The 12,908-nt window shown below is 69.9% G+C and carries 13 protein-coding genes; 1 reads left to right on the plus strand and 12 read right to left on the minus strand.

Annotated elements, in window-relative coordinates; all coding sequences use genetic code 11:
- The first annotated feature begins 44 nt into the window (after positions 1-44).
- Positions 45-506, plus strand: coding sequence for a VOC family protein (locus tag OG801_RS02140; RefSeq protein ID WP_357354004.1), 462 nt, complete (start codon positions 45-47; stop codon positions 504-506).
- Between the two features lie 59 nt (positions 507-565).
- Here the strand turns inward: OG801_RS02140 and aroB are convergent, their stop codons facing one another.
- From aroB to OG801_RS02200, 12 genes are all read right to left on the minus strand, one after another.
- Positions 566-1,672, minus strand: coding sequence for a 3-dehydroquinate synthase (gene aroB, locus OG801_RS02145; RefSeq protein ID WP_406033327.1), 1,107 nt, complete (start codon positions 1,670-1,672; stop codon positions 566-568).
- 2 nt (positions 1,673-1,674) lie between these two features.
- Positions 1,675-2,190: a shikimate kinase gene (locus OG801_RS02150; RefSeq protein WP_141804915.1), complete on the minus strand. Its 516-nt coding sequence runs from the start codon at positions 2,188-2,190 to the stop codon at positions 1,675-1,677.
- A complete protein-coding gene (aroC, locus tag OG801_RS02155) occupies positions 2,190-3,368 on the minus strand; it encodes a chorismate synthase (RefSeq protein ID WP_406033329.1) in 1,179 nt (392 codons plus the stop codon). Before aroC ends, OG801_RS02150 begins: the two co-directional genes overlap by 1 nt.
- Positions 3,369-3,413: 45 nt before the next feature.
- Positions 3,414-4,091, minus strand: a complete 678-nt coding sequence (locus OG801_RS02160; RefSeq protein ID WP_406033331.1) for a prepilin peptidase — start codon at positions 4,089-4,091, stop codon at positions 3,414-3,416.
- Entirely contained in the window at positions 4,088-4,936 is an 849-nt protein-coding gene (locus OG801_RS02165; protein WP_406033333.1) for a shikimate dehydrogenase, read from the minus strand. The genes OG801_RS02160 and OG801_RS02165 overlap by 4 nt, the downstream gene beginning before the upstream one ends.
- 13 nt (positions 4,937-4,949) lie before the next feature.
- On the minus strand, positions 4,950-6,254 hold the full coding sequence (gene mltG, locus OG801_RS02170) for an endolytic transglycosylase MltG (protein WP_406033335.1): 1,305 nt from the start codon (positions 6,252-6,254) through the stop codon (positions 4,950-4,952).
- 164 nt (positions 6,255-6,418) lie between these two features.
- Complete coding sequence (gene ruvX / locus OG801_RS02175; protein ID WP_350658823.1) at positions 6,419-6,889, minus strand: Holliday junction resolvase RuvX; 471 nt, start codon at positions 6,887-6,889, stop codon at positions 6,419-6,421.
- The gene (alaS, locus tag OG801_RS02180; RefSeq protein ID WP_406036325.1) at positions 6,889-9,576 is read right to left on the minus strand and encodes an alanine--tRNA ligase; all 2,688 of its coding nucleotides are present in this window, start codon (positions 9,574-9,576) and stop codon (positions 6,889-6,891) included. Before alaS ends, ruvX begins: the two co-directional genes overlap by 1 nt.
- A gap of 8 nt (positions 9,577-9,584) precedes the next feature.
- Complete coding sequence (locus tag OG801_RS02185; RefSeq protein WP_406033337.1) at positions 9,585-9,899, minus strand: DUF6167 family protein; 315 nt, start codon at positions 9,897-9,899, stop codon at positions 9,585-9,587.
- The gene (locus tag OG801_RS02190) at positions 9,896-10,453 is read right to left on the minus strand and encodes a hypothetical protein (protein ID WP_406033339.1); all 558 of its coding nucleotides are present in this window, start codon (positions 10,451-10,453) and stop codon (positions 9,896-9,898) included. The genes OG801_RS02185 and OG801_RS02190 overlap by 4 nt, the downstream gene beginning before the upstream one ends.
- 12 nt (positions 10,454-10,465) lie before the next feature.
- Positions 10,466-11,797 carry a replication-associated recombination protein A gene (locus OG801_RS02195; protein ID WP_355020217.1) on the minus strand — a complete coding sequence of 444 codons (1,332 nt, stop codon included), beginning with the start codon at positions 11,795-11,797 and terminating at the stop codon, positions 10,466-10,468.
- Positions 11,798-11,866: 69 nt separating this feature from the next.
- Positions 11,867-12,859, minus strand: coding sequence for an ABC transporter permease (locus tag OG801_RS02200; protein WP_406033341.1), 993 nt, complete (start codon positions 12,857-12,859; stop codon positions 11,867-11,869).
- Positions 12,860-12,908: the final 49 nt, after the last annotated feature.

Consider the following 12,908-nt stretch of genomic DNA (forward strand, 5'->3'; position numbering starts at 1 on the left):
TTTCGGAGAAGCGCGGGGCGTCGAAGACGCCGCAGACTGGTCGCATGCTGACCAACATCAACATCACCGGAATCTACGTGCTCGACCAGGACGAGGCGCTCGACTTCTACGTCGGCAAGCTCGGGCTCGAAGTCGGGAGCGACGTCGACATGGGCTTCATGCGCTGGCTCACCATCCACCTTCCCGGCGACCCCGACCACCAGCTGCTGCTCGAGGTCCCGGGCGGCTCCCCCGCTCACAGCGAAGAGACCGCCGCCCAGCTGCGCGACCTGGTGACCAAGGGAGCCATGGGCGCCGTGGTCATCTTCAACACCGATGACTGCGAGAAGCTCTACGAGGAGCTCTCCGCCAAGGGTGTCGAGTTCACCGACAAGCCGACCAAGCAGCCCTACGGCATCGACTGCGCCTTCCGCGACCCCTTCGGCAACCACATCCGTGCCACCCAGCGTGTCGAGGGCCCTGTCGAGGTCACCGACGAGGACATCGCGCGCTGGTCCGGAAAGTGAGTCGAACCACGGAAGGAATTTTCCTTCCACGCCGACCGGCACAGCCCAAGCGATCGTGGTCAGCCGGCGACGACCGCGTACGCCTCCCGCAGCTGCTCCTCGGACGGACCGGTGAGGATCCGGGGGGCGGCGAGGTCGTGGAGGACGAGGAAGCGGAGGACGGAGCCGCGGGCCTTCTTGTCGACGCGCATGGCGCCGATGAGGTCGTCGAAGCCGGCCTCGACGCCCAGCTCCTTGACGGTGGTCGGGAGGCCGACCTTCGCGAAGATCGGCGCGTGCCGGGCCGCGACATCGTCGGGGAGGACTCCGGCGAGCCGGGCGAGCTCGGCGGCGTACACGCAACCCACGGCGACCGCGTCACCGTGGCGGATCGAGAAGCCGGAGTGCTTCTCAAGGGCGTGGGCGAGCGTGTGGCCGTAGTTGAGGGTCTCGCGACCGGGGTGGCCGTCGGCGCCGCCGGTCTCCTTCAGGTCCGCGGCGACAACCTCGGCCTTGACCCGGATCGCGCGCTCGACCAGCTCGGCCAGGACCGGCGAGTCGGCGGTGATCTTCTCCGTCTCCTCGACCAGGCGCAGGATCTCGGGGTCGGCGATGAAGCCGCACTTGACGACCTCGCCGAGCCCGGCGATCAGGTCTGCCTCCGGCAGGGTCTCGAGCAGCGCGAGGTCGCACAGCACGCCGGCGGGCTCGTGGAACGCACCGACGAGGTTCTTCCCGGCACCGGTGTTGACGCCGGTCTTGCCACCGACCGCGGCATCGACCATGGCGAGCACCGTGGTGGGCACGTGCACGACGCGTACGCCGCGCAGCCAACCGGCGGCGACGAACCCGCCGAGGTCGGTGGTCGCACCGCCACCGAAGGTGACCACGGCGTCGGAGCGGGTGAAGCCCCGCTCCCCCAGCGCCTCCCAGCAGTCGTTGGCGACCGCGACCGTCTTCTGGTCCTCGCCGCTGGGCAGCCCGAGGCCGAGCACGTCGTAGTGCTTCAGCAGCTCCTCGAGCACCGGCTCGGCGTACTCGGCGAGCTCGGCGGCGTAGAGGAACGCCACCCGCTGGACGCTCTCACCCAGGAGTTCCTGGAGCCGGCCGGCGAGGCCGGAGCCGATGACGACGTCGTACGCCGCGGCGCTCTCGACCCTGATGACGGTGCTGACAGGTTCGGTCACTTCTACTCCGTGGTGTTCAGCGCGGTGAGGGCGGTGGCGAGCTCGGCGGCGACGTCGTCGGCCGAGCGGCCGTCGGTGTCGACGACCAGCGTCGCGACCGACTCATAGATCGGTGCGCGCTCCTCCAGGAGCGTCTTGATGCGGCCGCGTACGTTGCCGAGCAGCATCGGACGGCCCGAGCCGAGCCCGACCCGCTTGACCGCGTCCGCGACCCCCACCCGCAGGTAGACGACGGTGTGCTCCTTGAGCAGGATCTGGGTCCGATCGGCGAGAACGGAGCCCCCGCCGAGGGAAACCACCCCGTCGTGCTCAGCGAGCGCGGCGGCGACCGCGTCGGCCTCGACCGCACGGAAGTGGGCCTCGCCCTCGTCGACGAAGATGTCCTGCACGCTCTTGCCTGCGGCTGCCGCGATGTCCTCGTCGGTGTCGCGCAGAGTGACCCCGAGACGGGAGGCGAGCAGAGCTCCGACGGTCGACTTGCCCGCGCCCATCGGGCCGACGAGCACGACGGCCGGCATCACACGTACCTCAGGTTCTCGAGGTAGGACTTGGCGTTGCGCGCGGTCTCGGCGACCGAGTCGCCGCCGAACTTCTCCAGCGCCGCCTCGGCCAGCACGAGCGCGACCATCGCCTCGGCGACGACACCGGCGGCGGGCACCGCGCAGACGTCGGAGCGCTGGTGGTGCGCGACGGCCTCCTCGCCGGTGGCCACGTCGACCGTGCGCAGCGCACGAGGCACGGTCGCGATCGGCTTCATCGCGGCGCGCACGCGCAGGATCTCGCCGGTCGACATGCCGCCCTCGGTGCCGCCGGATCGGCCGGAGGTGCGGCGGATGCCGTCGGCGGAGGGAACGATCTCGTCGTGGGCCTTGGAGCCCGGGGTCGCGGCGAGCTCGAAGCCGTCGCCGACCTCGACACCCTTGATCGCCTGGATGCCCATCAGCGCACCGGCCAGGCGCGCGTCGAGGCGGCGGTCCCAGTGCACGTGGGAGCCCAGGCCCGGCGGCAGGCCGTGGACGACCACCTCGACGACGCCGCCGAGGGTGTCACCGTCCTTGTGGGCCTCGTCGATCCGGGCGACCATCTGCTTGGAACCGTCGGGGTCGAGCACCCGCACCGGATCCTCGTCCAGGCGCGCCACGTCCTCGGGAGCGGGGACCTCGCGGCCGGGCGTACGGACTCCGCCGATCTCCAGGACGTGCGACACCAACCGGACGCCGAGCGCCTGCTCGAGGAAGGCCGAGGCAACGGCGCCGAGCGCGACGCGGGCCGCGGTCTCCCGGGCCGAAGCACGCTCCAGGATCGGGCGGGCGTCGTCGAAGTCGTACTTCTGCATCCCGACAAGGTCGGCGTGACCGGGCCGCGGACGCGTCAGCGGCGCGTTGCGGGCCTGGCCGGCCAGCACGTCGGGGTCGACCGGGTCGGAGGCCATCACGGTCTCCCACTTGGGCCATTCGGTGTTGCCGACCTCGATCGCGACCGGACCGCCCTGCGACTCCCCGTGGCGTACGCCGCCGGTGATCCGCACCTGGTCCTTCTCGAACTTCATCCGGGCGCCGCGGCCATAGCCGAGGCGCCGCCGGGCCAGGGCATCAGCGATGTCGTCAGAGGTGATCCGGACGTGGGCGGGCAGACCCTCCATCACGGCCGTCAGGGACGGACCATGGGACTCGCCCGCAGTGAGCCAACGCAACATGGCCCTAGTGTTTCATCCCGGTCACGCAACCCCGTGCACCCGGGCTCAAAGCGAGACGGCGAGCGCACCGACGAGCATGCCCAGAATCATGAACGGCCCGTACGCCAGGGGCTCGCGCATCGCCGTACGCGAGCGCTGCGCGACGGCACGTCCGATGCCCCAGACGCCGAAGATCGCCAGCCCTGCCCACAGCCCGACCGCCAACTGCTCCCAGCCGAGCCGACCGAGGACCAGACCGACGAGCGCCGCCAGCCGTACGTCGCCGAAGCCCATCGCGTGCGGCAGCATCCGCCACAGCAGCCAGAACGCCGAGCGCGCGATCACCAGCCCGGCAAGGGCGCCGAGTGCCGCCGCGGTGTCGCGCGTCCAGAGCCACTCGGCGGCGAGCAGGCCGACCCCGACGGCGGTCGCCACCAGGATCGGCACCTTCGGCAACCGCTGGACGCGCCAGTCGACATAGGCGAGCAGCACCCAGACAGGTGTGAGCGGCGCCAGCGCCACCATCAGGCGCGAGGGCTCCACCTGCCAGGCGAGCAGCCCGGCGAGCGCCGCGGAGACGGCCACCGCAAGGGGCAGGAGCGGCGCCCACCCGGCCAGGGTGGCGTAGGGCACCACCGGCGGGTCATCGACCGGTTCGGGTAGCCGGCGAAGCAGTGCCGGCACCCCGAGAGCGAGCAGACCGGCGACGGCCGCACTCACCAGCACGACCGCCCCAGGACTCATGCCGGGGTCGGCTCCATACTGGACTCCCTGCTGGCCAGCGCCTTCTCCCCCGCTGCCCGCATCGCGGCGAGCGGCGCGGGCCGGCCGGTGAAGAGCTCGAACTGCAGCACCGCCTGATGCACGAGCAGGTCGAGGCCGCTCACCGCCACGCCGGGTGCGACAGACAGCAGCGGCGAGGGCCACGGGTCGTAGACGACGTCGAAGACGACCGGCGTCGAGGCCCAGCGGTCGATGAGGTCCGGGGTCTGCGCCTTCGCCGGAACCGTGGAGACGACCGCATCCACGCCATCGACCGCGGAGTCCAGCGGCAGCACCGAGACGACGGGCTTGCTCGGGTGACGCGAGATCATCTCGATCGTCTCCCCCGCCGCACCCGGGTTGCGGGCCAGCAGCGTGATCCGGGAGGCACCCAACTCGGCCAGCGCGAGGCCCGTGGAGGCCGCGGTCGCGCCGGCACCCAGGATCGCGCCGGACGTACAGGAGAATCCCTCGCCCGCGCGCTCCCGGATCGCCGCGACCGCTCCGGGCAGGTCGGTGTTGTCCCCCACCCAGCCGTGCGAGGAGCGCACCAGGGTGTTGACCGCTCCCACGAGCCGCGCCCGCGGCGACATCGACCGAGCCAGCTCGTACGCCTCCCGCTTGAGCGGCATCGTCACCGACAGCCCACGCCACCGGCTGGGCGGCCAGTCGCCGCCGAGGTCGGCGACGTACTTCGCCAGGCCACCGGCCTGTACGCGCGTGGACGTGTAGGACCAGTCGGACATCTCCAGCTCGGCGTACGCGGCTTGGTGGAGGATCGGGGAGAGCGAGTGATCGATCGGATCACCCAGGACGGCGCACTTCACTCAGGTCTTCTCCTCAGCAGCTCTTGGACTCGGTTGCGCAGTAGTCCTTGTATTCAGCCTTGAACTTCAAGAACTGGTCGTAGTTCTTGGCGAACTTCGTCTCGCCGGTCTTCAGGTTGACCGTCACGTAGTAGTACCAGTCACCTTCCGCCGGGTTGAGCGCGGCCTGGATCGCGTTATCGCCCGGCGCACCGATCGGCCCCGGAGGCAAGCCCTTGTTGGTGTAGGTGTTGTAGGGCGAGTCGACGGACTGCACGTCGACGCCACCGAGCTCGGTGCTTCCAGACTTCCCGAGCGCGTAGTTGACGGTCGCGTCGATCTGCAGGAAGCCCGCTTGGCCGGCCGTGCCGGGGTTCTCGACTCGGTTGTAGATGACCCGGGCGATCTTGGCCATGTCGTCGCCGCGACCCTCCGCCTCGACGAGGGAGGCGACGGTCATGATCTGCTCGGGTGTACATGCCTTGCCGCCGCCGCACTTGAGCTGCTTGGCGCGCGCCTCGATGTCGTTGTCACCGAGCGCCTGCTCCCACCGGTCGACCATCATCGCCAGCATCTCGGTCGGCGTGGCGTCGGGCGGGAAGGCGTACGTGGCCGGGAAGAGATAGCCCTCGACGTTGCCCTCGGCGTAGTCGGGCAGCCCGATCGCCTCGGCGTCCTGGGCGGCCTTCTTGAACTCCGCCGGCTTCTTCCCGGTCTTCTCGGCGAGCACCTTGTAGATCGCCTTGGCGCGCGATCCCTCGGTGATGGTCACGTTGACCGTGTCGATGTTCTCCGGGTTGGCGAGGACCTCGACGGCGTCGGCGGCCTTCATCTGCTTCTTCAGCGGGTAGAAGCCGACCTGGACGGTCAACCCCTCGGCGTTGGCCGCCTCGATGAAGGCGTCGACCGACTCCACCACGCCGATCTCCTTCAGGTTGCGGCCGACAGCCGAGACCGAGTCACCCTCGTGCACCTCGAAGGAGACGGGGTCGGTGCCAGGTCCGGGGTAGTCGGCCGGAGGCGCGACCATGTCCTTGACGTAGTCGATCGCCCGGTCGCCCACGAAGTAGAACCCACCGAGGACCACCGCCATCGCCACCAGCACGGCCAGACAGCCACCGAAGCGTCGCTTGCGCTTGGGCGGCTTCTCGTCGAAGTATGGATCGTGATCCGAGGGACCACCCTCGAAGAAGGCCGGCTGCTGCTGGTAGGTCGGCCTGTCGTAGCCGCCCGGCCGCTGCGGCGGCTCCTGCCGGCCGTAGCCCGGCGGGGGCGTGCCGGCACCGGGCACCGGACGAGGCCCCGGGCGCCGGCCCGGCTGGCCCTGCTGCGGAGGCATCTGACCGGGAACCTGACCCGGCATCTGCGGTGGCATCCGGCGTGGGTCGCGGGGATCCTGCGGCGGCTGCTGCCGTGGCGGGTGGCCACCGCGCGGATCGCGACCATATGACCCCTGACCAGGGCGACGCGGGTCGCGCGGGTCCGGGGGGTAGTAGCGCTCACTCAATGACCGACCTCAACGATCTCTCCAGGCGCGGTCCCCGAAGCGCGCTCACTGTCCAATGCGTGTTGCAGGATCACAACCGCCGCGGCCATGTCCACCACGGCTCGGCGGTCCTGACCCTTGCGCCCCCGGTCTCGGAGCATAGCCTCCGCGGAAACTGTTGTAAGTCGTTCGTCGACGAGGCGAACCGGGACCGGAGCCACTCGCCGCGCCAAGGACGCGGCGAAGTTCCGGACCTTAGCAGTCGCCGGGTTCTCCCCTCCCTTGAGGGACCGGGGCAGCCCGACGACCACCTCGAGCATCGTCGACTCCTCGGCGATCTCAGCGACGATCGCCTGCAGACGCGCGAGGTCTCCGCGACCCTTCTTGACCGTCTCGAGCGGCGTCGCCAGGAACCCCGTGGGGTCACTCCTGGCGACGCCGATCCGGGCGTCGCCAGGATCGAGACCGAGGCGTACGCCGTGCCGCATCAGGCTTGCGCGACCAGCGTCGCGACCATTCCGAGCGCGGTGTCGATCTTGGAGACGTCGGTGCCGCCGCCTTGGGCGAAGTCTGGCTTGCCGCCGCCGCGACCACCCACGACCGGCGCGAGCTCCTTGATCAGGTCACCCGCCTTGACGCCCTTGGCGATCCCGGCCGGGTTGACCGCTGCCACGACCGCGACCTTGTCGTCAGCGTCTCCGATGAGCACGACAGCCGCCGGCGCGTCCCCGAGCCGGGCGCGTACGTCCTGGGCGAGCGTGCGCGCGTCGCCGCCGCCCACACCCGGGACCCGCTGGGCGACGAGCTGGACGCCGTTGACGTCGACCGCGGAGGCCGCGATCGAGCCGCCGGAGGCGAGCAGCTGTGCCGTACGCGCCCGGGCGATCTCCTTCTCGGCGGCCTTGAGCCGCTCCATCAGGTCCGAGACCCTGCCGACGACGTCGTCGGACTTCGTCTTGAGCAGCAAGTTGAGCTCGGAGACCACGTCGCGCTCACGGGCGAGGTAGTTGAAGCCCTCGACGCCCGTGTAGGCCTCGATGCGCCGGTTGCCGGATCCGACCGAGGCCTCGGAGGTGACCACGACGGTGCCGATCTGGGCGGAGTGGTCCACATGCGTGCCGCCGCACAGCTCACGCGACCAGGGGCCGCCGATCTCGACGACCCGCACCTTGGTGTCGTCATAGGTCTCGCCGAAGAGCGCGATCGCGCCCCACTCCTTGGCCTGCGGGAGGGTCATGTAGTCCCAGGAGACCGGCAGGTCGGCCCGCAGCGCGTGGTTGGAGACCTCCTCGATCTCGTGCATCTGCTCGGGGGTCAGACCCTTGGTCCAGCCGTAGTCGAGACGCAGGTAGCCGGGGCGGTTGTACGAACCCGACTGCAGCGCGGTCGGGCCGAGCACCTCGCGCAGCGCCGCGTGCACCACGTGGGTGCCGGAGTGGGCCTGACGGGCACCGAGACGCCACTCGGGGTCGACCTGCGCGTGCACGAGCGACTCGCCGCCCGTTCGATGCGCAGAGAACTCGCCGTCGACGACCCGGACCTGGTGCACCACGAGGCCCTTGACGGGCCGCTGCACGTCGACGACCTCGAGCCGGCCGCCGTCGAACTCGATGATGCCCGCGTCAGCGGACTGGCCACCGGACTCGGCGTAGAACGGGGTGCGGTCGAGGACGATCTCACCGATCTCCTCGGGGCCGAGCACGTCGACCGGCTTGCCCTCCTTGAGGAGGGCGATCGCCTTGGACTCGGTGTCGAGGGTCGTGTAGGCCTGCCAGTCGGTCGGCCCGTTGCTGTCGAGGATGCCGCGGTAGACCGACACGTCGGCGTGCTGGCCCTTCTTGGCGCGCGCGTCGGCCTTGGCCCGCTCGCGCTGCTCGGTCATCAGCCCGCGGAAGCCCGGCTCGTCGACCTCGAGGCCCGCCTCGGCGGCCATCTCGAGGGTCAGGTCGATCGGGAAGCCGTACGTGTCGTGGAGCTGGAACGCCTTGGCGCCCGTGAACGAGGTGGATCCGCTCGACTTCACCTCGGTCGCGGCCAGGTCGAAGATCTGGGTGCCGGCCGCGAGGGTCTTGCGGAAGGCCTCCTCCTCGGCGTCGGCGACCCGCTTGATGCGGTCCCAGCCGGTGTGCAGGTCGGTGTAGGTCTCCCCCATCTTGTCGCGGGAGATCGGCAGCAGCTCCGGCATCGCCGGGTCCTCGTAGCCCAGCAGGCGCATGTTGCGGATCGCGCGGCGCATCAGCCGGCGCAGGACGTAGCCGCGGCCCTCGTTGCCGGGGGTCACGCCATCGCTGATCAGCATCAGCGAGGAGCGCACGTGGTCGGCGACCACGCGGAAGCGGACGTCGTCCTCGTAGGAGGCGCCGTACTTCTTCCCGGTCAGCTCCATCGCCTTCTCGATCACCGGGAAGACGACGTCGGTCTCGTACATGTTCGCCTTGCCCTGCATCAGGTAGGCGACACGCTCGAGGCCGAGTCCGGTGTCGATGCCGGTCTGCGCGAGCGGGCCGTCGATGTCGACGTCGTACTTGGACCGCGCCGCGACGACGTTGTCCTGCATGAAGACGAGGTTCCAGAACTCCAGGTAGCGGTCGCCGGCGTCCCAGTCACGGTCGGCGCCGAACTCGGGGCCGCGGTCGATCAGGATCTCCGAGCACGGACCGCCCGGCCCGGGCACGCCCATGGACCAGTAGTTCTCGCTCGGGGGCAGTCGCACGATGCGGTCGTCGGGCAGGCCGGAGATCTTCTTCCAGAGCGCGACCGCCTCCTCGTCACCGTTGAGCACCGAGGGGTAGAGGGCCGACTCGTCGAAGCCGAAGCCACCGTCAGCGACCGACTTGGTGACCAGCTCCCAGGCGAGCGTGATCGCGCCCTCCTTGAAGTAGTCACCGAAGGAGAAGTTGCCGCACATCTCGAAGAAGGTGCCGTGCCGAGTGGTCTTGCCGACCTCCTCGATGTCGGGCGTGCGGATGCACTTCTGCACCGAGGTCGCCCGGTCGTAGGGCGGAGTGGCCTGGCCCAGGAAGTAGGGCTTGAAGGGCACCATGCCTGCGTTGACGAAGAGCAGGTTGGGGTCGTCGAGCAGGAGCGATGCCGACGGCACCACCGTGTGCTCGCCGACACTCGTGTTCTCGGCGAAATGCGCCGTGAAACGGCGGCGGATCTCCGCCGTGCTCAACCACTCCATCAGGGGGTACTACCTTCCGTGTTCTGCTGGGCCTCGTTCTCGGGCCCTGTCAATCCAAGTCTCTGCTGATCGACACCTGCGGCGCCAATCTGTTTCGGCCCCGCCGTGCGGGCCTCGATCCACTCCCGGAGCTCGAGCTCCTTCTCGGCCTTGCCGGTGGCCAGCTCGTCGCGGAAGATCCGCGCGCCGACGCCGAGCGCCTGGGCCCGGTCGCGCAGGCCGTCGGCGGTGAAGGCCTCCGCGGCCCGCCGCCCCTTGACCATCGCGTACACGCCCGCACCCGCACCGACCACGAACCAGATCGCGCCCCTCATAGGGAGTCCTCCATACGTACGTCCTCGTCAACTGCCGCGCGCTGGCGCGCACGGTATTCGCGCAGCGCCTCGCGCATCTCGCTCTTCCGGTCCTTGCGTGCCCGCTTGACCTCGCGGTGCATCTCATAGCGGATCTTGAACCGCACCTCGGGCGAGAGCGCCCGGCGCACGCCGTGGACCAGCGCGGCGCCGTGCACCACGGTCTCCCGGAACACCGCGTCCGCGAAGGCCGGTGCGGTCAACGTACGCTGCACCACCTGCTCCACCTCGGCAGGCTCGCCGTCCTCCCCGAGGGAGGTGATCACATACTCTCTCTCGGCGACGTCCCGGCGCCGCCGTCGCCCGGCCGGCTCGGGCGGGGTCAGCCGCTTTTCCAGCGCCTCGAGCCGCTCGCGCAGCTCGGCCTCGCTGGCCTCGGCCTCCTCGAGCCGGCGCCGCGCGGCGCGGCGCGCCCGGAGCGCGAGCAGCACGGCCACCAGCGAGATGAGGACCAGGACCCCCACCGCGCTCAGCGTCGCCACCAGCGCCCACCCGGGCATGCTCGAGTTCGTCATGGTGCGCCTACCCTATCCATCCTGTCCGCGCACGATTTTCCGGACACGCTCCCAACGTTCCTTCACTCCGGCTTCGGCTCCGTGGGTGGTCGGCTGGTAGTACTCAGCGTCGGCTACAGCGTCGGGTGCGTACTGCTGCGTCGCGATGCCGAACGGCTCGTCGTGGGCGTACTTGTACGCCTCCCCGTGCCCGATCTTCTTCGCGCCCTCGTAGTGGGCGTCGCGCAGGTGGGGCGGGACGTTGCCGATCTTCCCGGCCGCGACGTCGGCGCGGGCGGCGAAGATGGCGTTGGTGACCGCGTTGGACTTCGGCGCGACGGCGAGCGCGATCGTCGCGTGCGCCAAGGTGAGCTGGGCCTCGGGCATCCCGATCAGCTGCACCGTCTGGGCCGCGGCGACCGCGGTCTGCAGCGCCGTCGAGTCGGCCAGGCCGATGTCCTCGGAGGCGAGGATCATCAGCCGGCGGGCGATGAACCGGGGGTCCTCCCCCGCCTCGATCATCCGCGCCAGGTAGTGCAGCGCCGCGTCGGCGTCCGACCCCCGCACCGACTTGATGAAGGCGCTGACCACGTCGTAGTGCTGGTCGCCCTGCCGGTCGTAGCGCACCGCCGCCTGGTCGACCGCCCGCTCGGCGGCCTCGAGGGTGATCTTCCCACCGGACGCAGCCCCCGCAGCGGCCTCCAGATACGTCAGCGACCGGCGCGCGTCGCCGCCGGCGAGACGTACGAGATGGTCGAGAGCCTCCTCCGTCAGCGTCACCGAGGCACCGAGGCCACGCTCGTCCTCGACCGCCTTCAGCAGTACGCCACGGATGTCGTCGTCGGTGAGCGACTCGAGCCGCAGCAGCAGCGATCGCGACAGCAGCGGCGAGATCACCGAGAAGAAGGGGTTCTCCGTGGTGGCGGCGACCAGCGTGACCCAGCGGTTCTCCACGCCCGGCAGCAGCGCGTCCTGCTGTGCCTTGCTGAACCGGTGGACCTCGTCGACGAAGAGCACCGTCTCCTTGCCGGTCGCGACCAGCTCGGCGCGGGCCGAGTCGATCGCCGCGCGGACCTCCTTGACCCCGGCCGAGACCGCGGAGACCTCGACGAAGCGACGGTCGGTGGAGCGGCTCACGATCGAGGCGATGGTCGTCTTCCCTGTCCCCGGCGGCCCCCACAGCAGCAGCGAGAGCGACTGTCCGCCCTCCACCACCTGGTGCAGCGGCGACCCGGACGCCTTGAGCGAGCTCTGGCCCACGAGCTCCTCGAGCGTACGCGGCCGCATCCGGACCGCCAGCGGCGCGGCCGCATGGTCGCTGTGGCTCAGCGACCCGCCACGCGAGGCGCCAGCAGCAGCCCCCATCTCAAACAACCCGTCCACACGCCAACCCTAGTAGTCGGCACCGACAGACTCTGCCGACAGGGTGGGGGGTCAGGTGAGGCGTACGCGTGGGTCGAGCACGCTGTAGAAGAGGTCGACCAGGAGATTGGTGACCACGATGATGAAGGCGGAGATCAGCGTGGTCGCCTCGATGACCGGCAGGTCGCTCTGACTGACCGCGTTGAGCGCCCGAAGGCCGAGGCCGGGGATGCCGAAGATGAGCTCGGTGAAGATGGTGCCGGTCAGCAGCGCTCCGAAGTCGATGCCGAAGATCGTCACGATCGGCACGACGGCCGCACGCAGCGCATGCCTGTTGACGATCCTGCGCTCCGGAAGGCCCTTGGCGCGTGCGGTCCGGACGTAGTCCTGGTTGAACGCCTCGATCATCGACCCGCGGGTGAATCGGGCGTACTTGGAGGAGTTCACCAGGCCGAGCGCAAGCCACGGCAGCATCAGGCCCCATGCCCACTTCAGCGGTGAGTCGGTCAGCGGGTGATAACCCTCCTGCGGGAAGATCCCGGCGCTGACCGCGAGATAGAGGAACGCGAGCAGGACGAACAGGTAGTACGGGATCGACTCGATCACCAGCGTCGCGCCGATGACGGCCTTGTCCGCCGAGGTCCCCCGGCGTCTGGCCGCGAACATCCCGATCGGTACGCCGATGAGCAGGATCGTGACGCCGGCGCCGACCGCGACCGAGACCGTCGGCCCGATCCGGTCCTTGATGTCGTCCCAGACATTGACCCGGTAGATGAAGCTGACCCCGAAGCACGGGGCCTCACAGTCGTACGACTCGGAGCCGAAGGCGATCTCGCGGCCCTTGAAGATGCCGGTCATGTACTCGGTGTACTGAACGTGGAGCGGCGCATCCAGGTTGAGCGCCTCCCGGATCGCGTCCTGGCGCTCCGCGGTGCACTTGGGCTCAGGGCACATCGCGTCCGCCGGGTCGCTCGGGCCATAGGTGAAGAGCGCGACGACCGCCACCGAGATCACGAACAGCACGAGAATCGCCGAGATCAACCGGCGTACGACAAAACCGATCATGGGACGGAGGTCTCGCTTCCTAAAAGGTGTCCACGGGCGCTGGCCCAAA

It is taken from the genome of Nocardioides sp. NBC_00163 (assembly GCF_045206295.1).
In the GTDB taxonomy this organism is placed as follows: Bacteria; Actinomycetota; Actinomycetes; order Propionibacteriales; family Nocardioidaceae; genus Nocardioides.

Coding starts and splice junctions, on each gene's coding strand:
- OG801_RS02140 (WP_357354004.1), top strand. CDS start 45: ATGCTGACCAACATCAACATCACCGGAATCTACGTGCTCGACCAGGAC.
- OG801_RS02185 (WP_406033337.1), bottom strand. CDS start 9,899: ATGAGGGGCGCGATCTGGTTCGTGGTCGGTGCGGGTGCGGGCGTGTAC.
- aroC (WP_406033329.1), bottom strand. CDS start 3,368: ATGTTGCGTTGGCTCACTGCGGGCGAGTCCCATGGTCCGTCCCTGACG.
- ruvX (WP_350658823.1), bottom strand. CDS start 6,889: ATGCGGCACGGCGTACGCCTCGGTCTCGATCCTGGCGACGCCCGGATC.
- OG801_RS02195 (WP_355020217.1), bottom strand. CDS start 11,797: ATGGGGGCTGCTGCTGGCGCCTCGCGTGGCGGGTCGCTGAGCCACAGC.
- OG801_RS02190 (WP_406033339.1), bottom strand. CDS start 10,453: ATGACGAACTCGAGCATGCCCGGGTGGGCGCTGGTGGCGACGCTGAGC.
- OG801_RS02150 (WP_141804915.1), bottom strand. CDS start 2,190: ATGCCGGCCGTCGTGCTCGTCGGCCCGATGGGCGCGGGCAAGTCGACC.
- OG801_RS02160 (WP_406033331.1), bottom strand. CDS start 4,091: ATGAGTCCTGGGGCGGTCGTGCTGGTGAGTGCGGCCGTCGCCGGTCTG.
- mltG (WP_406033335.1), bottom strand. CDS start 6,254: ATGCCTCCGCAGCAGGGCCAGCCGGGCCGGCGCCCGGGGCCTCGTCCG.
- OG801_RS02200 (WP_406033341.1), bottom strand. CDS start 12,859: ATGATCGGTTTTGTCGTACGCCGGTTGATCTCGGCGATTCTCGTGCTG.